This is a genomic window from Seohaeicola zhoushanensis, from assembly GCF_014656415.1.
Lineage (GTDB): Bacteria > Pseudomonadota > Alphaproteobacteria > Rhodobacterales > Rhodobacteraceae > Seohaeicola_A > Seohaeicola_A zhoushanensis.
Genome location: NZ_BNCJ01000031.1, coordinates 1 through 19210, shown reverse-complemented (window position 1 = coordinate 19210; position 19210 = coordinate 1). Strand labels below are relative to the sequence as shown.

The following is a 19210-nucleotide window of genomic DNA, read 5'->3' as shown; positions in this document are numbered from 1 at the left end:
ATGAAAATCATAGATGGAAAGGGACTGGCAGAGCAGCTTTGCGACGGTCTGCGTGACCGCATCTGCGTCTTTGCGACTCGGCAGGGCAGGGCGCCCGGCCTTGCGGTTGTCATCGTCGGCGCGGATCCGGCCAGCCAGGTCTATGTCGCCATGAAAGAGCGCAGGGCAAACTCGCTTGGCATCCGTTCGTTTCGACACGACCTTGCGGCGGATACCAGCGAAGACGATCTCATTGCCCTCGTGGACCGGTTGAATGCGGACCCTGGAGTTGATGGCATCTTGGTGCAACTTCCTCTTCCAAGACATGTCGATGCCGGGCGGGTGCTGGACCGAATTTCCCCGGCCAAGGATGTCGACGGTTTCCATCCCGTCAACGTTGGACGTCTGTCGATCGGAACCGACGGGCTGGTGCCCTGCACCCCGCTCGGGGTCATGCGGCTTCTGGAGACGGTCGTGACCGACTTCCGAGGGCTGAACGCGGTGGTCATCGGCAAGTCGAATATAGTTGGCAAGCCGGTCGCCTTGCTGCTTCTCGAACGCGAATGCACGGTGACGGTCACCCATATCGAAACGCGCGGCCTTCACGGCATCGTGAGCGGTGCAGATATCGTCGTGGTGGCAGCCGGGTCACCGGGCCTCGTGCGCGGCGACTGGATCAAACCCGGCGCTGTGGTGATTGATGTGGGCATCACCCGGATGGCGGACGGCTCCATCCGCGGCGATGTGGCCTTTGACGAACTTGATCCATCGGTCGCAGCGGCTACGCCGGTGCCAGGCGGTGTAGGGCCGATGACCATCGCGTGCCTGATGCTGAACACCGTGCAGGCAGCAGAACGGCGGGTCTGATGTCCCGCCGCAATAGGGGAGGTTCGGCTTCCATCGCGCATTAACGACGATCCGGTTGTGAGACGGCGGATGTGGCTTGACAAATCCGGCAATTTGCTTAACACGTTAAATTAAGGAGGAGCCATGCCACATTTCCACATCGACTACTCGCCCAATCTCGAGGGCAGGCTCGATATCGCACAGCTGTGCCGCGTGATTGCAGAGACCGCACGAGAGACCGAGCTGTTCCCCGCAGCCGGAATTCGGGTTCGCGCAACCGCGTGCACGCACGTCTACATGGCGGACGGCGATCCGAAGCACGCCTTCATCGACATGTCCGTCCGTTTGCGCGCGGGCCGACCGGCCGAGGCCAAGGTTGCCGCAACTGAAACCATCTTTGCGGCAATGCAGGGGTATTGCCAGCAGCTGCTCGACAGCGGTTCCCTGATGCTCTCGATGGAAATGCGCGACATCGATCCGGACCTGAGCCCGAAGACCAGTTCCATTAGAAAATACCTGCCAGAGGACATGCGATGACCGTTCTTGCCACCCATCAGAAAAAGCTGGACGCCTATCTTGCGCGGTTCCGTGCTGTCGGCATCCTGAACATGATCGACGGCAAGGATTTCGAGAGTGCGACGACTTTCGAGACACGTTCGCCCGTGGACGATTCCCTGATCTGCAATGTGGCGCGTGGCGGTGCATCCGATATCGACGAAGCTGCCAAAGCGGCGAAGGCGGCCTTCCCGGCCTGGGCCGCGATGCCCGGTGACAAGCGCAAGAAACTGCTGCACCGGGTTGCCGACCTCATTGTCGAGCGGGCGGAGGAAATCGCACTCTGTGAATGCTGGGATACCGGACAGGCCTACCGTTTCATGTCCAAGGCGGCATTGCGGGGCGCGGAGAATTTCCGCTTTTTCGCCGATCTTGCACCAGGTGCACGCGACGGCCAGTCCCTGCCGACCACCGAACACCTGAACGTGACCAGCCGCAGCCCGATCGGACCTGTGGGGGTGATCACCCCCTGGAACACGCCTTTCATGCTGTCCACCTGGAAAATTGCTCCTGCCTTGGCCGCAGGCTGCACGGTTGTCCACAAGCCTGCCGAATTCAGCCCTTTGACCGCGCGTCTGCTGGCAGAGATTTGCAAGGAGGCGGGACTGCCTGATGGGGTGCTGAACCTTGTGAACGGGTTCGGAGAGGATGCGGGCAAGGCGCTGACCGAACACCCGGACATCAAGGCGATCGCTTTCGTGGGCGAGTCCAAGACCGGATCGATGATCATGAAACAGGGCGCCGACACGCTAAAGCGGTGTCACTTCGAACTGGGCGGCAAGAACCCGGTCGTCGTATTCGAGGACGCCGATCTGGACCGGGCGCTCGATGCCGCGATCTTCATGATCTATTCGCTCAATGGCGAACGCTGCACCTCATCCTCGCGCCTTCTGGTGCAGGAGAGTGTGGCCGATGCCTTCGAAGCCAAGCTTGTCGAGCGCGTGAATCGCATCCGGATCGGTCATCCTCTGGACCCGCAAACCGAACTCGGCCCGCTGATCCACAAGACACATTTCGACAAGGTCACGGGCTATTTCGAAGTTGCCCGCAGCGATGGAGCCCATATCGCGGCTGGCGGAGAAGCCACTGGCGGAGAGGGTTGGTTCGTCAAGCCGACGTTGTTCACAGGCGGCAAGCCGTCCATGCGGATTGCACAAGAGGAAATTTTCGGCCCGGTTCTGACCACCTTGCGCTTCAAGGACGAGAGCGAAGCGTTGAGCATTGCGAATGACATCGCCTATGGGCTGGCGGGCTACGTCTGGACCAACGATCTGACCCGGGCGCTCCGCTTCTCGGATGCGCTGGAAGCCGGGATGATCTGGGTGAACTCGGAGAATGTGCGTTACCTGCCCACACCGTTCGGCGGAGTCAAAGCCAGCGGCATAGGCCGCGACGGCGGTGACTGGTCCTTCGACTTTTACATGGAGCAAAAGAACGTCGCATTCGCGCTAGGGCAGCACAAGATACCGAAGCTCGGCGGGTGAGAAACAGTCTGGGAGGAAAGATTGATGGGCGAAATCGTACTTGCGGCCAAGTGTACGCACGTCCCGACCATGCTGATGTCCGAGCAGGAGGGACCCATCAAGGGCACCCGGCAGCCGGCCATTGACGGGCACATGGAAATCGCACGTCGGGCCAAAGCGCTTGGCGCCGATACCGTGGTGATCTGTGACACCCACTGGGTCATCAACGCCGGGTTCCACATCAACGCGAACAGCAGCTTCAAGGGGCTGTTCACCTCGAACGAGTTTCCACAGTTCATCCAGGACCTCGAATACGACTACCTCGGCAACCCCGAGCTTGGCGACGCCATCGCCGCCACCGCTTCGGACATGGGCATCTATACCCTTTCGCACCACCTCGACAGTCTTGAACTGGAATACGGCAGCCTTGTCCCAATGCGCTTCATGAGCCGCGAACACGAGATGAAGGTGGTCTCGGTCGCCGCCTGTTGCACGGTGCACGATCATGCTGAAAGCCGCGTCGTGGGCGAAGCGATCCGCAAGGCGGTCGAAGCCTCTGACAGCAAGGTGCTGCTGGTCGCCTCCGGGTCGCTTAGCCACAAAATTTGGGCCAACAAGGACTATGCCGCCAACAACGGCACCTTCACCATTTCGTCCGAATTTAACCGTCAGATGGACTTGCACGTACTCGAGATGTGGCAGCGTGGCGATCACGCGACCTTCCTCAAGATTTTGTCTGACTATGCCAACCTTTGCTGCGGCGAAGGGTCGATGCACGACACCGCGATGCTTTACGGCGCGCTTGGCTGGGACAGCTATGACAAGCCCTGCGAAGTGGTGACCGAATACTTCCCATCGTCCGGTACCGGACAAACCAACGTCATTTTCCCTGTGTGAGCGGAAGGAGAGACCATGCCCATTCCCGCACCGAACTTGTACCCGCCCTTCAACATCATCCGGCTTAGCCATGTGGATTTCGGGGTCAAGGACCTGACCGCGTCCAAGTCGTTCTACGTCGACACGCTTGGCCTGCAGATCACGGACGAAGACGACACGACTGTCTATCTGCGCGCGATGGAGGAACGTGGCCACCATTGCATGGTGCTGCACAAGTCCGACACGGCCCACGTCAAGGCCCTGTCCTACAAGGTATTTGACGAAGGCGAACTGGACAAGGCCCACGACTGGTTCAAGGCCAAGGGACACAAGGTCGCCTGGGTCGAGCGTCCCTACCAGGGCCGCACGCTGGCCACGCATGACCACTTGGGCATGCCGATGGAGTTCTATTTCAAGATGGATCGCCTGCCGCCGATCCACCAGAAATATGCGCTCTACAAGGGTGTGAAGCCGCTGCGGATCGACCATTTCAACTGCTTCGTGCCCGATGTCGACGAGGCGGTCGCCTTCTACAACGAAATCGGCTTCCGCGTCACCGAATATACCGAGGACAGCGAGAGCCAGCGTCTCTGGGCGGCCTGGACGCACCGCAAGGGCGGCGTGCACGACATCGCCTTCACCAACGGGCTCGGCCCGCGCCTGCATCATACCGCCTTCTGGGTGCCGACGCCGCTGAACATAATCGACCTTCTCGACCTGATGTCGACCACGGGATATGTGGCGAATATCGAACGCGGACCGGGGCGGCACGGGATTTCGAACGCCTTCTTCCTGTATATCCTCGATCCGGATGGTCACCGGATCGAGATCTATTGCTCGGATTACCAGACGGTCGATCCTGATCTTGAAGCAATCAGATGGGATCTGAAGGATCCGCAACGCCAGACGCTTTGGGGTGCGGCAGCGCCGCGGTCATGGTTCGAACACGGATCGCTTTTCGAAGGGTTGGAACCGGTCGCCTCGACCCTTGGCGCATCGCCCATCATTGCGCCGTGAGAACACCATGCTGAAGGATGCTTCGCTACTGCGGCAGGCAGCGCTGATCGGTTCGGACTGGATCGCGGCCGGCGACGGCGCGATCGCCGTCACCAACCCTGCAACCGGTGACGTGATCGGGCATGTGCCAAACCTTGGTGCAGCTGAGACAAACGCGGCCATTGCGGCGGCAAAGGCTGCCCAGACATCCTGGGCCGCGCGCACGGCCAAGGATCGAGCGGTGATCCTGCGGCGCTGGTACGACATGATAGTCGAAAACGCCGACGATCTCGCCCGCATCCTGACCATGGAACAGGGCAAGCCGCTTCCCGAAGCGCGAGGAGAAATCCTCTACGGCGCGTCCTTCGTCGAATGGTTCGCCGAAGAAGCGCGACGGGTTTACGGAGATGTCATCCCCAGTCACGGGGTCGACAAGCGAATCGTCGTCATCAAACAGCCCGTGGGCGTGGTGGCAGCGATTACGCCGTGGAATTTCCCGAACGCCATGATCACTCGCAAGGCCGGCCCGGCCCTGGCCGCTGGCTGCGCCATGGTGCTGAAACCCGCGTCGCAGACCCCGTTTTCGGCCATCGCGCTGGCAGTGTTGGCAGAGCGCGCGGGCCTGCCCCCCGGTCTCTTCTCGGTCGTGACCGGATCGGCGCGTGCCATCGGCGGCGCGATGACCGGCAGTGAGACCGCACGCAAGCTGACTTTCACCGGCTCGACCGAGGTCGGGATTGAGCTGATGCGCCAGTCGGTGCCGACGGTGAAAAAACTTGCGCTCGAACTGGGGGGCAACGCACCTTTTATCGTCTTTGACGACGCCGATCTCGATGCGGCAGTCGAGGGGGCGATTGTCTCGAAGTTCCGCAACAACGGCCAGACCTGCGTCTGCGCGAACCGAATCTACGTGCAGGCCGGAGTCTATGACGCCTTCGCCGAGAAGCTTTCGGCAAAGCTTGCTACCCTGCCTGTCGGTGACGGTATGTCCGAGGGCACTGTCTTCGGACCGCTGATCGACGCCGCTGCCGTGGCCAAGGTCGAAGAGCACATCGCGGATGCCACCGCGCAGGGTGCCTCGGTTGCCTCGGGCGGACACCGTCACGCGCTCGGCGGCACCTTCTTCGAGCCGACCGTGCTAACCGGCGTCACCCAGAGTATGGCGATCGCGCGGGAGGAAACTTTCGGACCCGTCGCGCCGCTCTTCCGGTTCGAGACAGATGACGGAGTCATCGCCTTGTCGAACGACACCGAGTTCGGTCTCGCCAGCTATTTTTACACCCGAGATCTGGCGCGGGCGTGGAAGGTCGGTGAGCAGCTCGAATACGGGATGGTCGGCATCAACACCGGCCTGATCTCGACCGCCGAAGCCCCCTTCGGCGGCATCAAATCCTCAGGGCTGGGACGTGAGGGATCGCGCTATGGCATCGAGGAATTCGTCGAAATCAAATATCTCTGCTTCGGCGGAATTGCATGAGGACGTCGCCATGACCTATCACCCCGCCCGCATCGTCGCGTTTCACGTCAATGGCGCGGATCGCTATGGCGTCGTCACCGATCAGGGGATCATCGACCTGACACCCGAATTCGGAAGCCGCTTCAAGGGCCTGAAAGAGGTCATCGACGCCAGTGCACTGGCCGAGTTGGTCTCGGCCGCAGAAGGACGTGCCCCGACGTGGCGCGAGGAAGAGGTCACCTACCTCATCCCGATCGCAAACCCGGAAAAGCTGATCTGCATCGGTGTGAACTTTCCCGACCGCAATGCCGAATACAAGGACGGCACAACAGACGCGAAATCCTATCCGTCGGTGTTCATCCGTTTTCCCCGGTCCTTTGTCGGACATGGCGCGGCACTGGTGCGTCCGCCAGAAAGCGAGCAGTTGGATTACGAAGGCGAAGTGACCATTATCATCGGCAAAGGCGGTCGCCGCATCCCGCGTGACGACGCCTATGACCACATCGCCGCGATCACCCTGTGCAACGAAGGTACGATCCGCGACTGGGTTCGCCACGCCAAGTTCAACGTTACGCAGGGTAAGAACTGGGACAGTTCCGGCTCGATCGGGCCGTGGATCGTTCCCTTTGAACGGGCCGAGCAGTTGGACGACATCAAGCTCGAGACCCGGGTGAACGGCGAGATACGCCAGTCCGACCGGACGGCTCGGATGATGTACGACTTCCGCTATATCGTGAACTATGTCTCGACCTTCACCACGCTTGTCCCCGGAGACGTGATCGTCTGTGGTACGCCCACGGGGGCGGGCGCACGGTTCGATCCGCCGATCTGGCTCAAGCCGGGTGACGTGATCGAGGTCGAGGCAGAGGGTATCGGCATCCTGCGTAACACCGTGGAGGACGAGGCGTGACCCCGGAGGAGATCGACATCGCCGCCGCAGACCTTTTGGCCGCCGAAGACGACCGCACGCAGATTGGCCTGCTATCAATCCGCCACCCCGGTATAACACTGGACGACGCCTATGCGATCCAGTCCGCCCAGATGGCGCAGAAGCTGGCGGCCGGTCGCAAGGTGATCGGCTGGAAAATTGGCCTGACCTCCAGGGTTATGCAGGAGGCGCTCGGGATCGATACGCCGGACTCTGGTGTGCTCTATGACGACATGCTGTTCCAGACCGGCGCCGCCGTTTCCAAGGGCCGCTTCATACAGCCGCGCGTCGAGGCCGAGATCGCCTTTGTTATGAAGGCACCAATCGACGGTACCGTCACTCGCGACGACGTGCTTGCCGCGACGCAGGCTGTTGTGCCTTCGCTTGAAATTCTCGACACGCGGATTCTGCGGTCCGATCCGGCGACGGGACAGCTGCGACAGATATTCGACACTGTTGCCGATAATGCCGCCAACGCGGGTATCGTGCTGGGCCGCGAACGCCACCTGCCAGATGCGAAAGATCTGCGCTGGACCGGGGCGATCGTGCGCAAGAACGGCGAGGTCGTTGCAACCGGGCTTGGCGCGGCGGTGTTGGATGATCCAGTCATGGGCATCGTCTGGCTGGCCCGGCGTATGGGCAAATACGGTCAACGAATCGAGGCAGGACAGGTGATCCTGTCCGGAAGCTTCATCGCGCCAATTGAATGCCCGCCGGGCACCACTGTCGATGCAGACTTCGGTTCGTTTGGCTCCGTTTCCATTTCTTTCAACTGAGGTATCCCGTGCCGCCCCCCAAGAACAGCTTCAAGGCTCGCCTTAAATCCGGCGATACACAAATCGGTCTCTGGATGGGGCTTGGCGATCCATCTGTCGCTGAACTCGCTTCGGGCTGCGGCTTCGACTGGATGGTGATTGACGCAGAGCACGGGCCCAACGGGCTTCGCGACGTGTTGGCCCAACTTCGCGCCGTGGGCGAACGGTCGCATGCCGTTGTGCGCACTCGCGACGACAACCGGGCCGAAATCAAACAGATGCTCGACATCGGAGCGCGCACGCTACTGGTGCCAATGATCGAAAGCGGCGCGCAGGCGCGCGAAGTGGTCCGTTCCGTGCTCTATCCGCCGCGTGGTGTCCGCGGTGTCGGTGCCGCATTGGCGCGCGCCTCTGACTACAGCGGTACCCCCGACTATCTTCACACGGCCAATGATCAAATCTGCCTTCTCCTTCAAGTGGAAAGCACGGTGGGCCTTGCTGCGCTGGACGAAATCCTGACGGTCGAAGGCGTCGACGGCATCTTCGTCGGGCCTGCGGATCTCGCGGCGGACATGGGCTATCTAGGCAATCCCGGCGCGCCGGAAGTCCAGACGGCAGTCAATGACGCACTGGGCCGGATTCGGGATGCGGGACGGGCAGCTGGAATTCTGACCAGCGACCGGACGCTGGCCGCCCAATATGAGAAAACAGGCGTAAACTTCCTGGCCGTCGGGTCGGATGTCGGTGTCCTGCGGTCTGGCCTGACGGCGCTTCGAGCCAGTTTCGGGACTTCGGCTTCGGCGTGACTGGAAATACAGCTTGATTGCCATTGTTTAACGCGTTAAATTAAATTCAGACCGGAACCGTCGGGAGAACGGACGCCGGCAAACCGGGAGGAACCCATGTACATGAAGTCAATCCGTAGCCTCATCCTGTCGAGTGCGGTCCTGATTGGAACGCTCTCGACCGCCGACGCCGAGACGCTGGTCATTTCGAGCTGGGCCCCGCCGACCCATGTCCTGAATGCCGAGGCCTATCCGGCCTTCATCAAGCTTCTGGAAGAGGTCACCAATGGCGAAGTCACAGCCGAACTGAAGCTCGGTCTCGCTCCCCCGCCTGCCCAGGCCGATCTGGTCATGGACGGCGCTGCCGACATCACCCATATATTCCACGGTTACACGCCGGGCCGTTATCCTGCGGCAGAATTGGCCGAACTTCCCGGGTACCAAGGCGGTGCAGAGGCTCTGTCCGGCGCGTATTGGCGTGCCTATGAAAAATACCTGAAAGACACGGGCATGCATCAGGAGTTCAAGCTCCTGGCCCTTGTCGCCCATGGTCCGGCGACGCTTTTCTCCGTGGACAAAGTCAATGATCTCGCAGCGATCAGGGGCATGAAGGTGCGCGTTCCCGGCGGCGTTGGCTCCGAGGTCATGGCTGAGCTTGGCGCAACCGGCATTCAGGTTCCCGCAAACAAGGTCTACGAAACGCTGTCTGCCAAGGCTGCCGACGGCGTGACGCTGAATATCGATGCGCGGCAGGGCTTCAACCTAAATGAGGTCGCCCCCTACATGTACGAAGTGCCCGGCGGGTTTTATCGCGGGTCCTTCGCCATCCTGATGAACCGTGCCAAGTGGGACTCCCTGTCGCCGGAAGTGCAGAAGGCCATCGACGAGAAGATTACCGGAGAGACTCTGTCGCGCCTCTGGGGCAAGATCTGGGACGAGAGCGACTCTCGTGTACACGACGAGATACCTGCCGACAATCTGGTCTCGGCCAGTACGACGGACGTGGAGGCGTTCAAGGCGATCAGCGACGTGGTGTCTCAGTCGGTCTTTGCCAAGGTCGAGGCCGCGACCGGACTCGATGCCATGGAAGTCCGTGACTTCATTGCCGAACAGACCGTTGCCATCGAGTCTGAAAAATGAAGGTCCTGAAGCCGGTCCTCTCCCTGGCTGGTTTCGCGGAGACGGGCGCCATGCTCGTCTCCGCCCTGTCACTGTTCGCTATGATGCTGCTTACGCTCACCGACGTCACAACACGCAGCCTGTTTTCGGCGCCAGTCTACGGCGGGGCGGAGGTGACTCAGATCCTGTTGGCGACGTCCGTCTTTCTGGCGATGCCGTCAATTTCTCTGCGCGACGGGCACGTCAGTGTCGATCTCTTCGACTTTCTCTTTCCGGAGCGGATACGCAGTTTACGCGACGCGGTGATCTCGACCGGCGTCGGTGTCGCACTGACGTGGCCGGCAGTCGTGCTCGTTCATCATGCGCAGCGGTCGATGTCGTACAACGAAACGACACTTTTCCTGCAGATTCCCGTTTTCTGGATCCTTTACCTGATCGCGGCGGGTGTCGCAGCTAGCGCAGCGCTGCTGATCTTGCGCGGCCTCGTCCTGTTGATCGACGGGCCCGACGGCGCAGTGGCTCTGAATGACGGCGCGGGCGGCGCACAATCATGATCGAAGCACTGATCGGGTTCAGCGCCGTGCTGGTGCTTGTATTCTTGCGCACCCCCATTGCGTTCGCCATGGGCATCGTCGGCGTAGCCGGCTATGCGGCCGAAACCAACATGACTGCGTCGCTGTCACTGGCCAGCCGTATCATCGCGGACACCGCCCAGGACTACGGGCTGACTGTGATCCCGCTGTTCATCCTCATGGGCATGTTCGTGAACCAGAGCGGGATGTCGACCGAGATCTACCGGGTCAGTCACGCGACGCTTGGCCATTTGCGCGGCGGGCTCGCGCTTGCCACGATCTTGGCCTGTGGGATCTTCGCGGCGCTTTCGGGATCCTCACTTGCGACAGCTGCGACCATGTCGCGTGTCGCAATACCGGAAATGCGGCGGCACCGTTATTCCGACCGTCTCTCCACGGCATCCATCGCCGCCGGTGGCACACTGGGCATCCTGATCCCGCCAAGTGTCGCCCTGATCATCTTCGGAATCCTGACGGAAACCAGCATCGCTTCGCTTTTCCTGGCAGGAGTCATTCCTGGCCTGATGGGCATCCTTTTCTATATGGCTGCGGTTCGTTTCGTGGTCTGGCGTGACCCTGCGGCAGGCCCGGCGGGTCCCAGATCAACCTGGGGCGAGCGGCTTCGCGCACTCACCGGAGTATGGACCGTGCTGCTGCTCTTCGTGGCCGTGATCGGCGGCCTCTACGGCGTGTTCGACTTTGCCCCGCTCAACCTGACCTTCTCCCCGACCGAGGCGGCGGGGATCGGTGCGGCGGGCACGTTCCTGATTGCGCTTGTCCGTCGTCGGCTGACGTTCCGACTGTTGAAGACCGCGCTGTTTGAGACCGCGAGAACCAGTGCGTCGCTTTTCGCGGTGCTGATCGGTGCCTGGATTTTCTCGAACTACATCAACTATGTCGGCATGGCCGACCAGTTGCTGGCGATGATCAAGGCCGCAGACTTTCCGGCCATGGGTGTGATCTTTCTGATCGTGGGGGTCTACTTGATCCTGGGCTGCGTTTTCGAAAGCCTGTCCATGATGCTGCTCACCGTTCCGGTGTTTTATCCGCTGGTGGCGGAGCTGGGCTTCGACCTTGTGTGGTTCGGCATCGTGGTCGTTGTGGTGACCGAAATCAGCCTTATCACACCGCCGGTGGGAATGAATGTTTTCGTCCTGAAAGGTATCGTGCGGGACGTTCCGACAGCCGAGATCTTTCGGGGCGTGACGCCGTTCTGGGTGGCCGATATCGCCAGGCTTCTGCTGATCGTCCTCATCCCCGGCTTGAGCCTGATGCTGGTGGCTCGATGAACACTGACGGAGACCGCCATGCTTGACGACGCCCGAACCCCGCACACTTTGCCGGGGCGGCACGAGGTGGCCGCCTATTCATTGGCGGACAGATACGCCCGAACCGATGGTCGTGTCTTTCTGACCGGGGTGCAAGCGTTGACGCGGATCCTGATCGACCAGGCCCGCCGCGACGCGGCAGCCGGGCTAAGGACCGGCGGGTTCGTCTCGGGGTACCGTGGCTCGCCCCTAGGGGCCTTCGACATGGAATTGGACCGTGCAAGCGATCAACTGGCTGAACACCGGATCCGGTTCCTCCCCGCGGTGAACGAGGAGATGGGCGCGACCGTCCTTCTGGGCACGCAGCAGGCGGAAACGCACGCGACGGCGCAGGTCGATGGCGTCTTCGGCATGTGGTACGGCAAGGGACCCGGTGTCGACCGGTCAGGCGACGCTCTGAAACATGGCAATGCCTACGGCTCGTCGCCGCATGGGGGCGTGCTGGTCGTGGCGGGCGACGATCACGGATGTGTCTCGTCCTCGATGCCGCATCAGTCCGATACCGCTTTCATGGCGTGGTTCATGCCGGTTCTCAGCCCGTCGACACTGGCGGAATACCTGAGCTTCGGTGCCTATGGTTACGCCCTGTCGCGCTATTCGGGCACTTGGGTCGGGTTCAAGGCCATCGCCGAGATGGTCGAGGCGGCGCAGTCCGTGGATCTGCCACCCGAACGCGCCTTTGTTCTGCCGCCGTTCGACGCCCCGCCGGGTGGTCTGCATTACCGCTGGCAGGATCTGCCCAGTCCGCAGATCGAGACCCGGCTGGCCGACAAACTGCGCGCGGTCGAGGCCTTCGTGAATGCCAATCCGATCGATCGCGCCATCTATGGTGTTGCGCGGCGTCGGCTAGGTATCGTCACCTCTGGCAAGGCACATCAGGACCTGATGGAAGCGTTGCGGCTGCTCGGGATCGACGAGCCAGCCTGCGCCCGGCTTGGCATCGACATCTACAAGGTGGGGCTGGTCTATCCGTTGGCCCGTCGCGACATCACCGCTTTCTGTGCGGGTGTTGAGGAGATCCTGGTCGTTGAAGAAAAGCGCGGCCTGATCGAGACGCAATTACGCGACTATCTCTATGACGATCCGAAGCGGCCCATGATCGCGGGCAAGACAGACGAAACCGGCGCACCTCTGATACCCTGGACCGGAGAGCTGTCACCAACCCTTCTGGTGAACCGCATCGCCGATCGTCTGGATCGCATGTTTCCGGGCGAAGGCTTCGCTGCCCGCGGGGCAGGACTGTTACGAAACGCACCGCCGGTGATCCAGATTCCCGGTGCCACCCGAACCCCCTATTTCTGCTCGGGCTGCCCCCACAACACCTCGACCCGTGTGCCGGAGGGCAGTCAGGCGATGTCCGGGATCGGCTGCCATTTCATGGCCAGCTGGATGGGCCGCGACACGACCTCTGTCATCTTTATGGGAGCAGAAGGGGCGAACTGGGCCGGCGTCGCGCCGTTCACCGGAAACGGCCACACCTTCCAGAACCTCGGCGAGGGGACGTGGCATCACTCCGGGTCGATGGCCATCCGGCAGGCGATCGCCGCAGGGGTGAACATCACCTACAAGGTGCTTTACAACGACGCAGTAGCCATGACCGGCGGCCAGCCCGTCGACGGGCAGATCAGCCCGCAGGCTATCGCCCATGTGAGCCGCGCGGAAGGCGTCAGCCGCATCGCCTTGGTGTCAGATCAGCCCGAGAAGTTCGCCCCCAATGATCTTCCGTCGGGCGCCACGGTGCATCATCGCCGCGATCTCGATGCTGTGCAGCGCGAGTTGCGCACCGTGCCGGGCGTGTCCATGCTGATCTACGAACAGACCTGTGCGGCCGAGAAACGGCGGCGGCGAAAGCGCGCCACGATGGAGGATCCGAACCGCGTTGTCGTGATCAACGAACTGGTCTGCGAGGGATGCGGCGATTGCTCCGTCGCGTCGAACTGCCTGTCGGTCCAACCGGTTGAAACAGAATTTGGCCGCAAGCGGCGCATCAACCAGTCTTCCTGCAACAAGGACTTTTCCTGCATAGACGGTTTCTGCCCCAGCTTTGTGACACTTGAAGGCGCGACACGGCGCAAGGGGCAGGCGGCGGACTTCGACCTAGACGCCCTGCTTGTCGAACTTGAACAGCCGGTTGCCAGCGCGCTGAACGAACCCTTCGATCTTCTGGTCACCGGCGTCGGCGGGACAGGGGTCATCACTGTGGGTGCCTTGGTCACCATGGCCGCGCATCTGGAAGGTAAAGGCTCGAGCGTTCTCGACTTTACCGGCTTTGCGCAGAAATTCGGCCCGGTCCTGAGTTTCGTGCGTATCGGTCGCACACCCGCCGACATTAATCAGGTACGCATCGCCGAGGCCAGCGCCGACGCGGTGATCGCCTGCGATGCCGTGGTCTCGGCATCGCCCCGCGCCTCGGTTCTGTATCGACCCGGAACCAGGATCGCGCTGAACCTCGCCAGCATGCCGACCGGGGATCTGGTGCTGAACCGAGATGCACAGCTGTCGATCGAACGGCGTCAGTCTGCGATCGCGACCGCTGTCGGCGCCGAGAACCTCGCGGCCTTCGATGCGGGCGAGGCGGCTGAACGTCTGCTGGGCGACGCGGTTTTTGCCAATGTCATCATGCTGGGGTTTGCCTGGCAAAGCGGAATGGTCCCGGTGTCGGAAGCCGCCCTGATGCGGGCGATCGAACTGAACGGCGTCGCGAAGGCGCAAAACATCCGGGCCTTCGGCATCGGTCGCGTTCTCGCCGCGCGTCCCGGGGCGCTGACCCCTCAGCCGGTTCAAAGCGACGCCGTACCCGAGACGCCCACCCATGTGATCGAGCGGCGGAGCGAGTTCCTCGAAGACTATCAAAGCAAGGCCTGGGCACGCCGTTATCGCGACACCCTCGCCATCCTTGAGGCCAGGGGCGCACCCGAAGCGCACCGGATCGCGGCGGCCAAATCGCTGTTCAAGCTCATGTCCTACAAGGACGAATACGAAGTTGCTCGCCTGCACCGGTCGCCGGAATTCAAAGCCCGCCTCGCGCGGGATTTCGACGGCGACTTCACACTGCATTATCATCTTGCACCACCTGCTCTGAGCAAAGGCAAGGACGCACGTGGCCGGCCGCTCAAACGGCAGTTCGGGCCCTGGACCGATCCCCTGTTCGCCGTCTTGAAGGCGGTCCGGAGCCTGCGCGGCACGCCCCTCGACCCTTTCGGATATACGCAGGACCGACGGCTGGAACGCGACCTTATCGCGTGGTTCGATGCGGTCATCGACCGGTATCCCGGCGCCGGGGCCGATCAGGATCATTGGGCGCAAATCCTTGCAGCGCCGATGGAAATCCGCGGCTATGGCCCGGTGAAAGACGCCGCCGCCGAGAAGGTAAAGGCCGAAGTCGAAATCCTGATGGAGGCCGCGAAATGACCGTTGGTTCAGAAGCTCCGATCAACACGGATATGACGCGTGCCCGCCTGGCCAAGGGTATGGTCGACGGCGATTCAGATTTCACGATCCCGGACAATCCGTCCCTCGCGACGCTCGGCACGGTCGTCAATGAGGCAACAAAAGGCCGGGTGCGGGTGACCTTCACCGCCGGGGCAGGGAATGTCCAAGGCAACGGCGTAGTCGGCGGCGGCACATTCGCCAATATGATCGACAGTGCAATGGCACTTTCGGTCATGACGCTGCTCGACAAGGGCACGATCTGTTCAACGGTCAGCCTGACTGTCAACATGATGCGGAGCGGTTTGCCCGGGGCATTCACGGCTGTCGCCAAGGTGGACAAGATCGGGCGGCGAATCGCTTTTGCCGCGGCCGAACTTGCAGATGCGCAAGGCCGTGTCGTCGCCACAGCGACCTCGTCGCTGGCCATTATCGAAACCTGACGCAGAAATAACTGTCCGCTGGACCGGCATCGCTTAGCGGACCAGCGTATCACTTGGAGGAAAACCATTGGAAAACATCACTGCCCGGCTCGCGCATCCGTTCTACACCGATCACGTCATGTATCATGCGCACGACAAGGGACTTGCCGTGCCGACGGTCCGGGCCTGGGCGTTCAATGGTTGGCGCAAGGAGGCGCTGTCCTGGCGCACCGGATGCTACATCCATGCCGGCCTGTCCGGAACCGGACCCGTCTCGATCAAAGGCCCTCAGGCCAAGGACTACTTGCAAGGCCTCGTGATCAACAGCTTCGAGAAATTTCCGGTCGGCGCGATGAAACACGCAGTACAATGCGATGATCACGGGCTGATCACGGCTCATGGCATCGTGTCCCGCCTGGCCGAGGACCATTTCGAATCCTGGGCCGGCGGACCTCCCGGCCCGACGCCGATGACGAATGTCGGCTATGATGTCGAGATCAAGGTCCAGGACAAGTACCTGTTCCAGGTCGCCGGGCCGACGTCGCTCCATGTGCTGGAGAAGGCGACCGGCGAAAGCCTGCGCGACCTAAAGTTCCTGCGCTTTCGCGACATCACGGTCGCAGGGATCCGCTGCGAAATCGCACGGCTGGGCATGAGCGGCAGCCTTGCCTACGAACTGCACGGTCCCATGGAGGACGCCGCCGCCGTCTATGACGCCGTCTACGAGGCGGGAAAGGAATTCGGTATCGAGCGGCTGGGGTGGGGCACGTACCTTGTGAACCACGTCGAAGGCGGCTTTCCCCAGCACACCTGGACTTTCATCTCGGCCCTGCCCGAGGCGAAATGGCCCCGCGCCATGCGCCGTTGGGAGGTCAGCGGTTCCGTCGATCCGATGGAGCTCCGCCCGCGTTTGCGCACCCCTGTCGAAGTCCGTTGGGAAAACATGGCGAAGTTTGACCACGACTTCATTGGGCAGGATGCGCTGGCAGCGGAAATTGCAGATCCAAAACGCCGCACCGTGACGCTGAAGTGGAATCATGACGACGTCCTCGATGTCTTCGCCTCGCTCCTGCGCAACGGCGAGCCCTACAAGAGCTTCGACTTCCCCTATTCGCCGCAGCGCTGGCCGATGGCCCATGCGGACCATATCACAAAGGGCGGCAAGGCGATCGGCTGGTCCTCGGGCACGATTTACAGCCCCTATTACCGTGAATACCTGTCGCACGGCTGCATCGACATCGCCGCGACCGACATCGGCGAAGAGGTCGTCGTCCACTGGGGCGACTACGACGGTCCGATCAAGGAAATTCGCGCGACGGTCGAGCGGTTTCCATACTTTAACGAAGGCCGCAACAGCGACATTGATGTGAGCAAATTGCCGCTCTAATCGGGCGGTAATCGAAGGGGAGGAGGCCAATCATGCGAATTTCCCAAGGGTTGAAGCGTGCGGCGCAGGTCGAGGCGCGCAAGACTGCGCTCATCGACGGCTCCGTGCGCCAGAGTTGGAGCGAGACACAGGATCGGGTCGCCAGGCTGGCGAGTGCGTTTCAAGGGATGGGTGTCGGCAACGATGATCGCGTCGCTGTCCTCGCCATGAATGGATTCCGCTACTATGAGGTGATCTACGCCAGCATGTGGGCCGGCGGCGCGGTCGTGCCCCTGAACATCCGCCTCGCACCACCGGAAATCGACTACATTCTTGGTGACTCCCGGCCCCAGGTTCTGTGCATCGATCACAACTTCGTCGATTTCCTTCCCAAACTCACGGCACTTGGTCAGATCGGCGAGGTGATCTTCATGGGTGAGGGTGAGGCTCCGGCTGGAACACGGTCCTATGAAGCGGTCATGGCCGCACATGCGCCGGTGGACGCTGCGGACCGCTCAGGCGCGGACATGGCTGGCATTTACTACACCGGCGGGACGACAGGTCCGGCAAAAGGTGTGATCCTCTCGCATGGCAACCTGGTCACCAATGCCTTCGACGTCGCGCAGGCGTTGCACTACACGCGCGACTGCAGCTACCTTCATGCCGCACCCGCCTTTCACACCTCGGATGCCTGCTCTACATACGGTCTGACGATGCTGGCTGGCCAGCATGTCTTCATGCCCCGCTTCGAGGTCGACGCCTTTTGCCGGATCGTAGCCGCCGAGGCTGTGACGAACACCACCATGGTGCCGACCATGCTTGGCATGCTGGTCGATCACCCGGCCGCCAAAGCGGCGGATCTGAGCGCGCTGAAGCGTATCCTTGTCGGCGGGTCGTCAATGCCGGAACGCACGATCCGCAAGGCACTCGAGCTGATGCCAGGGATCCGCATGCACCAGGCTTGGGGCATGACCGAACTGTCTCCGATTGCCTCGGTGACCCAAGCGAAATATGCCACGCTGGACGGCCCGTTCGCAGGCAAGCTGCTCTCATGCGGGCAGGCTGTGTCGTCGATCGAGCTGCGGATCGTCGCCGAAAACGGCTCCGAGCAACCGCGCGGGGAGGTGGGGGAACTGACCGCGCGCGGACCGACAGTCATGCAGGGATACTGGAACAAGCCGGAGGAGACCGCCGCCGCGCTCAGAAACGGCTGGCTCCATTCCGGCGACGCCGCCTATATGGACGAAGACGGGTTCGTGTTCATCGTCGACCGGATCAAGGACATGATCGTCACCGGAGGAGAGAATGTCTATTGTGCCGAGGTTGAGAATGTCCTCTCTCTCTTGGACGGTATTGCCGCCTGCGCGGTCATCGGCCTGCCTGACCCGACCTACGGCGAGCAGGTCCATGCGGTTCTTGTCCCGAAACCGGGGGCGGAGCTGGACCTGAATGCCATTCGTGCCGCCTGCCGGGAAAAGATTGCTGGCTACAAAGTTCCGCGCGGTTTCACATTGAGAACCGAACCGCTGCCGCTGTCGGGGGCAGGCAAGGTGCTGAAGAGCGATCTGAAAAAAGAGGTGATGGCAGGGTTGGACTGAGACACTTAAACCTCAGCCATTGGCCTGATCCGCGCTGCGATCCAGCGCCTTGAGCAACTGTTCGATATCGTCAAGCATTCTGGCGATATTCTCAAGCCCGATCCGATCCTCGATTTCGGCGTAGATGCGGGAACTTTCCGGTGCAACTTCCTTGAGGAAGGCTTCTCCCGACTCGCTGATACTGATCAGGGATCTGCGCCGATCCTCGGGATCATGGCGCACGTGAATAAGACCCGAGCCTTTCAGGCTGCTGAGGATGCGTGACAACGACGGGGCCAGGACGCAAGCAATCACCGCCAGCTTGGTTGCGTCAACCTCACCCGTTTCACGCAGGACGCGCATGACACGCCATTGCTGTTCCGTCACACCGTGGCGGGTCAGCATCGGTCGAAATCGCTCCATTACGGCCTCGCGTGCCCGCAAGAGAGCGATCGGAAGAGTCCTTTGCGTGCGGGCAAGCAGGAAATCAAAATCAGGCGGTGCTTCGTTCAATTGCGTCTCTCCGACTCCTCTTTTGACCGCGCTCAAACTGTCTTCCGCGATCGGGTAAGCCCATTGTGAAAGGTTCGGATGGGATGAACAAGACTTGGCGGTTGCTCGCTGGAGTTTCTGAGGCAAATTGCATCGGACAACAAGATAGCAGAGCCAATCTCAGTCTCGCTTTCGGAGTGTCGCTAGTTGTTTGATCCCACGGTTTGATGGTGTGATCCTTTCGAAGGAATGGAAGGATGCCCTAT

The 19210-nt window shown here is 61.5% G+C and carries 17 protein-coding genes; 16 read left to right on the top strand and 1 reads right to left on the bottom strand.

Translation table 11 applies throughout. From position 1 onward, the window contains the following. From folD to IE266_RS24425, 16 genes are all read left to right on the top strand, one after another. Entirely contained in the window at nucleotides 1-846 is an 846-nt protein-coding gene (gene folD / locus IE266_RS24500; protein ID WP_189682769.1) for a bifunctional methylenetetrahydrofolate dehydrogenase/methenyltetrahydrofolate cyclohydrolase FolD, read from the top strand. A 123-nt stretch (nucleotides 847-969) separates the two neighbouring features. Then, nucleotides 970-1362 (top strand): 5-carboxymethyl-2-hydroxymuconate isomerase, encoded by a 393-nt coding sequence (locus IE266_RS24495; protein WP_189682768.1) that lies wholly within the window; start codon nucleotides 970-972, stop codon nucleotides 1360-1362. Beyond that, nucleotides 1359-2864 (top strand): 5-carboxymethyl-2-hydroxymuconate semialdehyde dehydrogenase, encoded by a 1506-nt coding sequence (gene hpaE, locus IE266_RS24490; RefSeq protein WP_189682767.1) that lies wholly within the window; start codon nucleotides 1359-1361, stop codon nucleotides 2862-2864. Before IE266_RS24495 ends, hpaE begins: the two co-directional genes overlap by 4 nt. A 24-nt stretch (nucleotides 2865-2888) precedes the next feature. Further along, the gene (gene hpaD / locus IE266_RS24485) at nucleotides 2889-3740 is read left to right on the top strand and encodes a 3,4-dihydroxyphenylacetate 2,3-dioxygenase (RefSeq protein WP_189682766.1); all 852 of its coding nucleotides are present in this window, start codon (nucleotides 2889-2891) and stop codon (nucleotides 3738-3740) included. A gap of 15 nt (nucleotides 3741-3755) precedes the next feature. Further along, on the top strand, nucleotides 3756-4736 hold the full coding sequence (hpaD, locus tag IE266_RS24480; protein ID WP_189682765.1) for a 3,4-dihydroxyphenylacetate 2,3-dioxygenase: 981 nt from the start codon (nucleotides 3756-3758) through the stop codon (nucleotides 4734-4736). Nucleotides 4737-4743: 7 nt separating this feature from the next. Beyond that, complete coding sequence (locus tag IE266_RS24475; RefSeq protein WP_189682764.1) at nucleotides 4744-6192, top strand: NAD-dependent succinate-semialdehyde dehydrogenase; 1449 nt, start codon at nucleotides 4744-4746, stop codon at nucleotides 6190-6192. 10 nt (nucleotides 6193-6202) lie between these two features. Then, nucleotides 6203-7081 (top strand): fumarylacetoacetate hydrolase family protein, encoded by an 879-nt coding sequence (locus tag IE266_RS24470; RefSeq protein WP_189682763.1) that lies wholly within the window; start codon nucleotides 6203-6205, stop codon nucleotides 7079-7081. Continuing rightward, entirely contained in the window at nucleotides 7078-7875 is a 798-nt protein-coding gene (locus tag IE266_RS24465; RefSeq protein ID WP_189682762.1) for an FAA hydrolase family protein, read from the top strand. Before IE266_RS24470 ends, IE266_RS24465 begins: the two co-directional genes overlap by 4 nt. An 8-nt stretch (nucleotides 7876-7883) precedes the next feature. Beyond that, the gene (locus IE266_RS24460) at nucleotides 7884-8660 is read left to right on the top strand and encodes an aldolase/citrate lyase family protein (RefSeq protein ID WP_189682761.1); all 777 of its coding nucleotides are present in this window, start codon (nucleotides 7884-7886) and stop codon (nucleotides 8658-8660) included. 96 nt (nucleotides 8661-8756) lie between these two features. Then, nucleotides 8757-9779, top strand: a complete 1023-nt coding sequence (locus IE266_RS24455) for a TRAP transporter substrate-binding protein (RefSeq protein ID WP_189682760.1) — start codon at nucleotides 8757-8759, stop codon at nucleotides 9777-9779. After that, nucleotides 9776-10312, top strand: a complete 537-nt coding sequence (locus IE266_RS24450) for a TRAP transporter small permease (RefSeq protein WP_189682759.1) — start codon at nucleotides 9776-9778, stop codon at nucleotides 10310-10312. Before IE266_RS24455 ends, IE266_RS24450 begins: the two co-directional genes overlap by 4 nt. After that, nucleotides 10309-11619, top strand: coding sequence for a TRAP transporter large permease (locus IE266_RS24445; protein WP_189682758.1), 1311 nt, complete (start codon nucleotides 10309-10311; stop codon nucleotides 11617-11619). Before IE266_RS24450 ends, IE266_RS24445 begins: the two co-directional genes overlap by 4 nt. A gap of 18 nt (nucleotides 11620-11637) precedes the next feature. Then, complete coding sequence (locus IE266_RS24440) at nucleotides 11638-15069, top strand: indolepyruvate ferredoxin oxidoreductase family protein (RefSeq protein ID WP_189682757.1); 3432 nt, start codon at nucleotides 11638-11640, stop codon at nucleotides 15067-15069. Further along, entirely contained in the window at nucleotides 15066-15530 is a 465-nt protein-coding gene (locus IE266_RS24435; protein WP_189682756.1) for a PaaI family thioesterase, read from the top strand. The genes IE266_RS24440 and IE266_RS24435 overlap by 4 nt, the downstream gene beginning before the upstream one ends. A gap of 67 nt (nucleotides 15531-15597) precedes the next feature. Next, nucleotides 15598-16896, top strand: coding sequence for an aminomethyl transferase family protein (locus tag IE266_RS24430; RefSeq protein ID WP_189682755.1), 1299 nt, complete (start codon nucleotides 15598-15600; stop codon nucleotides 16894-16896). A gap of 32 nt (nucleotides 16897-16928) precedes the next feature. Then, on the top strand, nucleotides 16929-18473 hold the full coding sequence (locus IE266_RS24425; RefSeq protein WP_189682754.1) for a class I adenylate-forming enzyme family protein: 1545 nt from the start codon (nucleotides 16929-16931) through the stop codon (nucleotides 18471-18473). A 12-nt stretch (nucleotides 18474-18485) separates the two neighbouring features. Here IE266_RS24425 and hpaR read toward each other — a convergent pair whose 3' ends face one another. After that, on the bottom strand, nucleotides 18486-18965 hold the full coding sequence (gene hpaR, locus IE266_RS24420) for a homoprotocatechuate degradation operon regulator HpaR (RefSeq protein WP_229864458.1): 480 nt from the start codon (nucleotides 18963-18965) through the stop codon (nucleotides 18486-18488). Nucleotides 18966-19210: the final 245 nt, after the last annotated feature.

Coding starts and splice junctions, on each gene's coding strand:
- IE266_RS24450 (WP_189682759.1), top strand. CDS start 9,776: ATGAAGGTCCTGAAGCCGGTCCTCTCCCTGGCTGGTTTCGCGGAGACG.
- IE266_RS24495 (WP_189682768.1), top strand. CDS start 970: ATGCCACATTTCCACATCGACTACTCGCCCAATCTCGAGGGCAGGCTC.
- IE266_RS24435 (WP_189682756.1), top strand. CDS start 15,066: ATGACCGTTGGTTCAGAAGCTCCGATCAACACGGATATGACGCGTGCC.
- IE266_RS24470 (WP_189682763.1), top strand. CDS start 6,203: ATGACCTATCACCCCGCCCGCATCGTCGCGTTTCACGTCAATGGCGCG.
- hpaE (WP_189682767.1), top strand. CDS start 1,359: ATGACCGTTCTTGCCACCCATCAGAAAAAGCTGGACGCCTATCTTGCG.
- IE266_RS24455 (WP_189682760.1), top strand. CDS start 8,757: ATGTACATGAAGTCAATCCGTAGCCTCATCCTGTCGAGTGCGGTCCTG.
- IE266_RS24425 (WP_189682754.1), top strand. CDS start 16,929: ATGCGAATTTCCCAAGGGTTGAAGCGTGCGGCGCAGGTCGAGGCGCGC.
- hpaD (WP_189682765.1), top strand. CDS start 3,756: ATGCCCATTCCCGCACCGAACTTGTACCCGCCCTTCAACATCATCCGG.
- IE266_RS24440 (WP_189682757.1), top strand. CDS start 11,638: ATGCTTGACGACGCCCGAACCCCGCACACTTTGCCGGGGCGGCACGAG.
- IE266_RS24445 (WP_189682758.1), top strand. CDS start 10,309: ATGATCGAAGCACTGATCGGGTTCAGCGCCGTGCTGGTGCTTGTATTC.
- IE266_RS24475 (WP_189682764.1), top strand. CDS start 4,744: ATGCTGAAGGATGCTTCGCTACTGCGGCAGGCAGCGCTGATCGGTTCG.
- folD (WP_189682769.1), top strand. CDS start 1: ATGAAAATCATAGATGGAAAGGGACTGGCAGAGCAGCTTTGCGACGGT.
- hpaD (WP_189682766.1), top strand. CDS start 2,889: ATGGGCGAAATCGTACTTGCGGCCAAGTGTACGCACGTCCCGACCATG.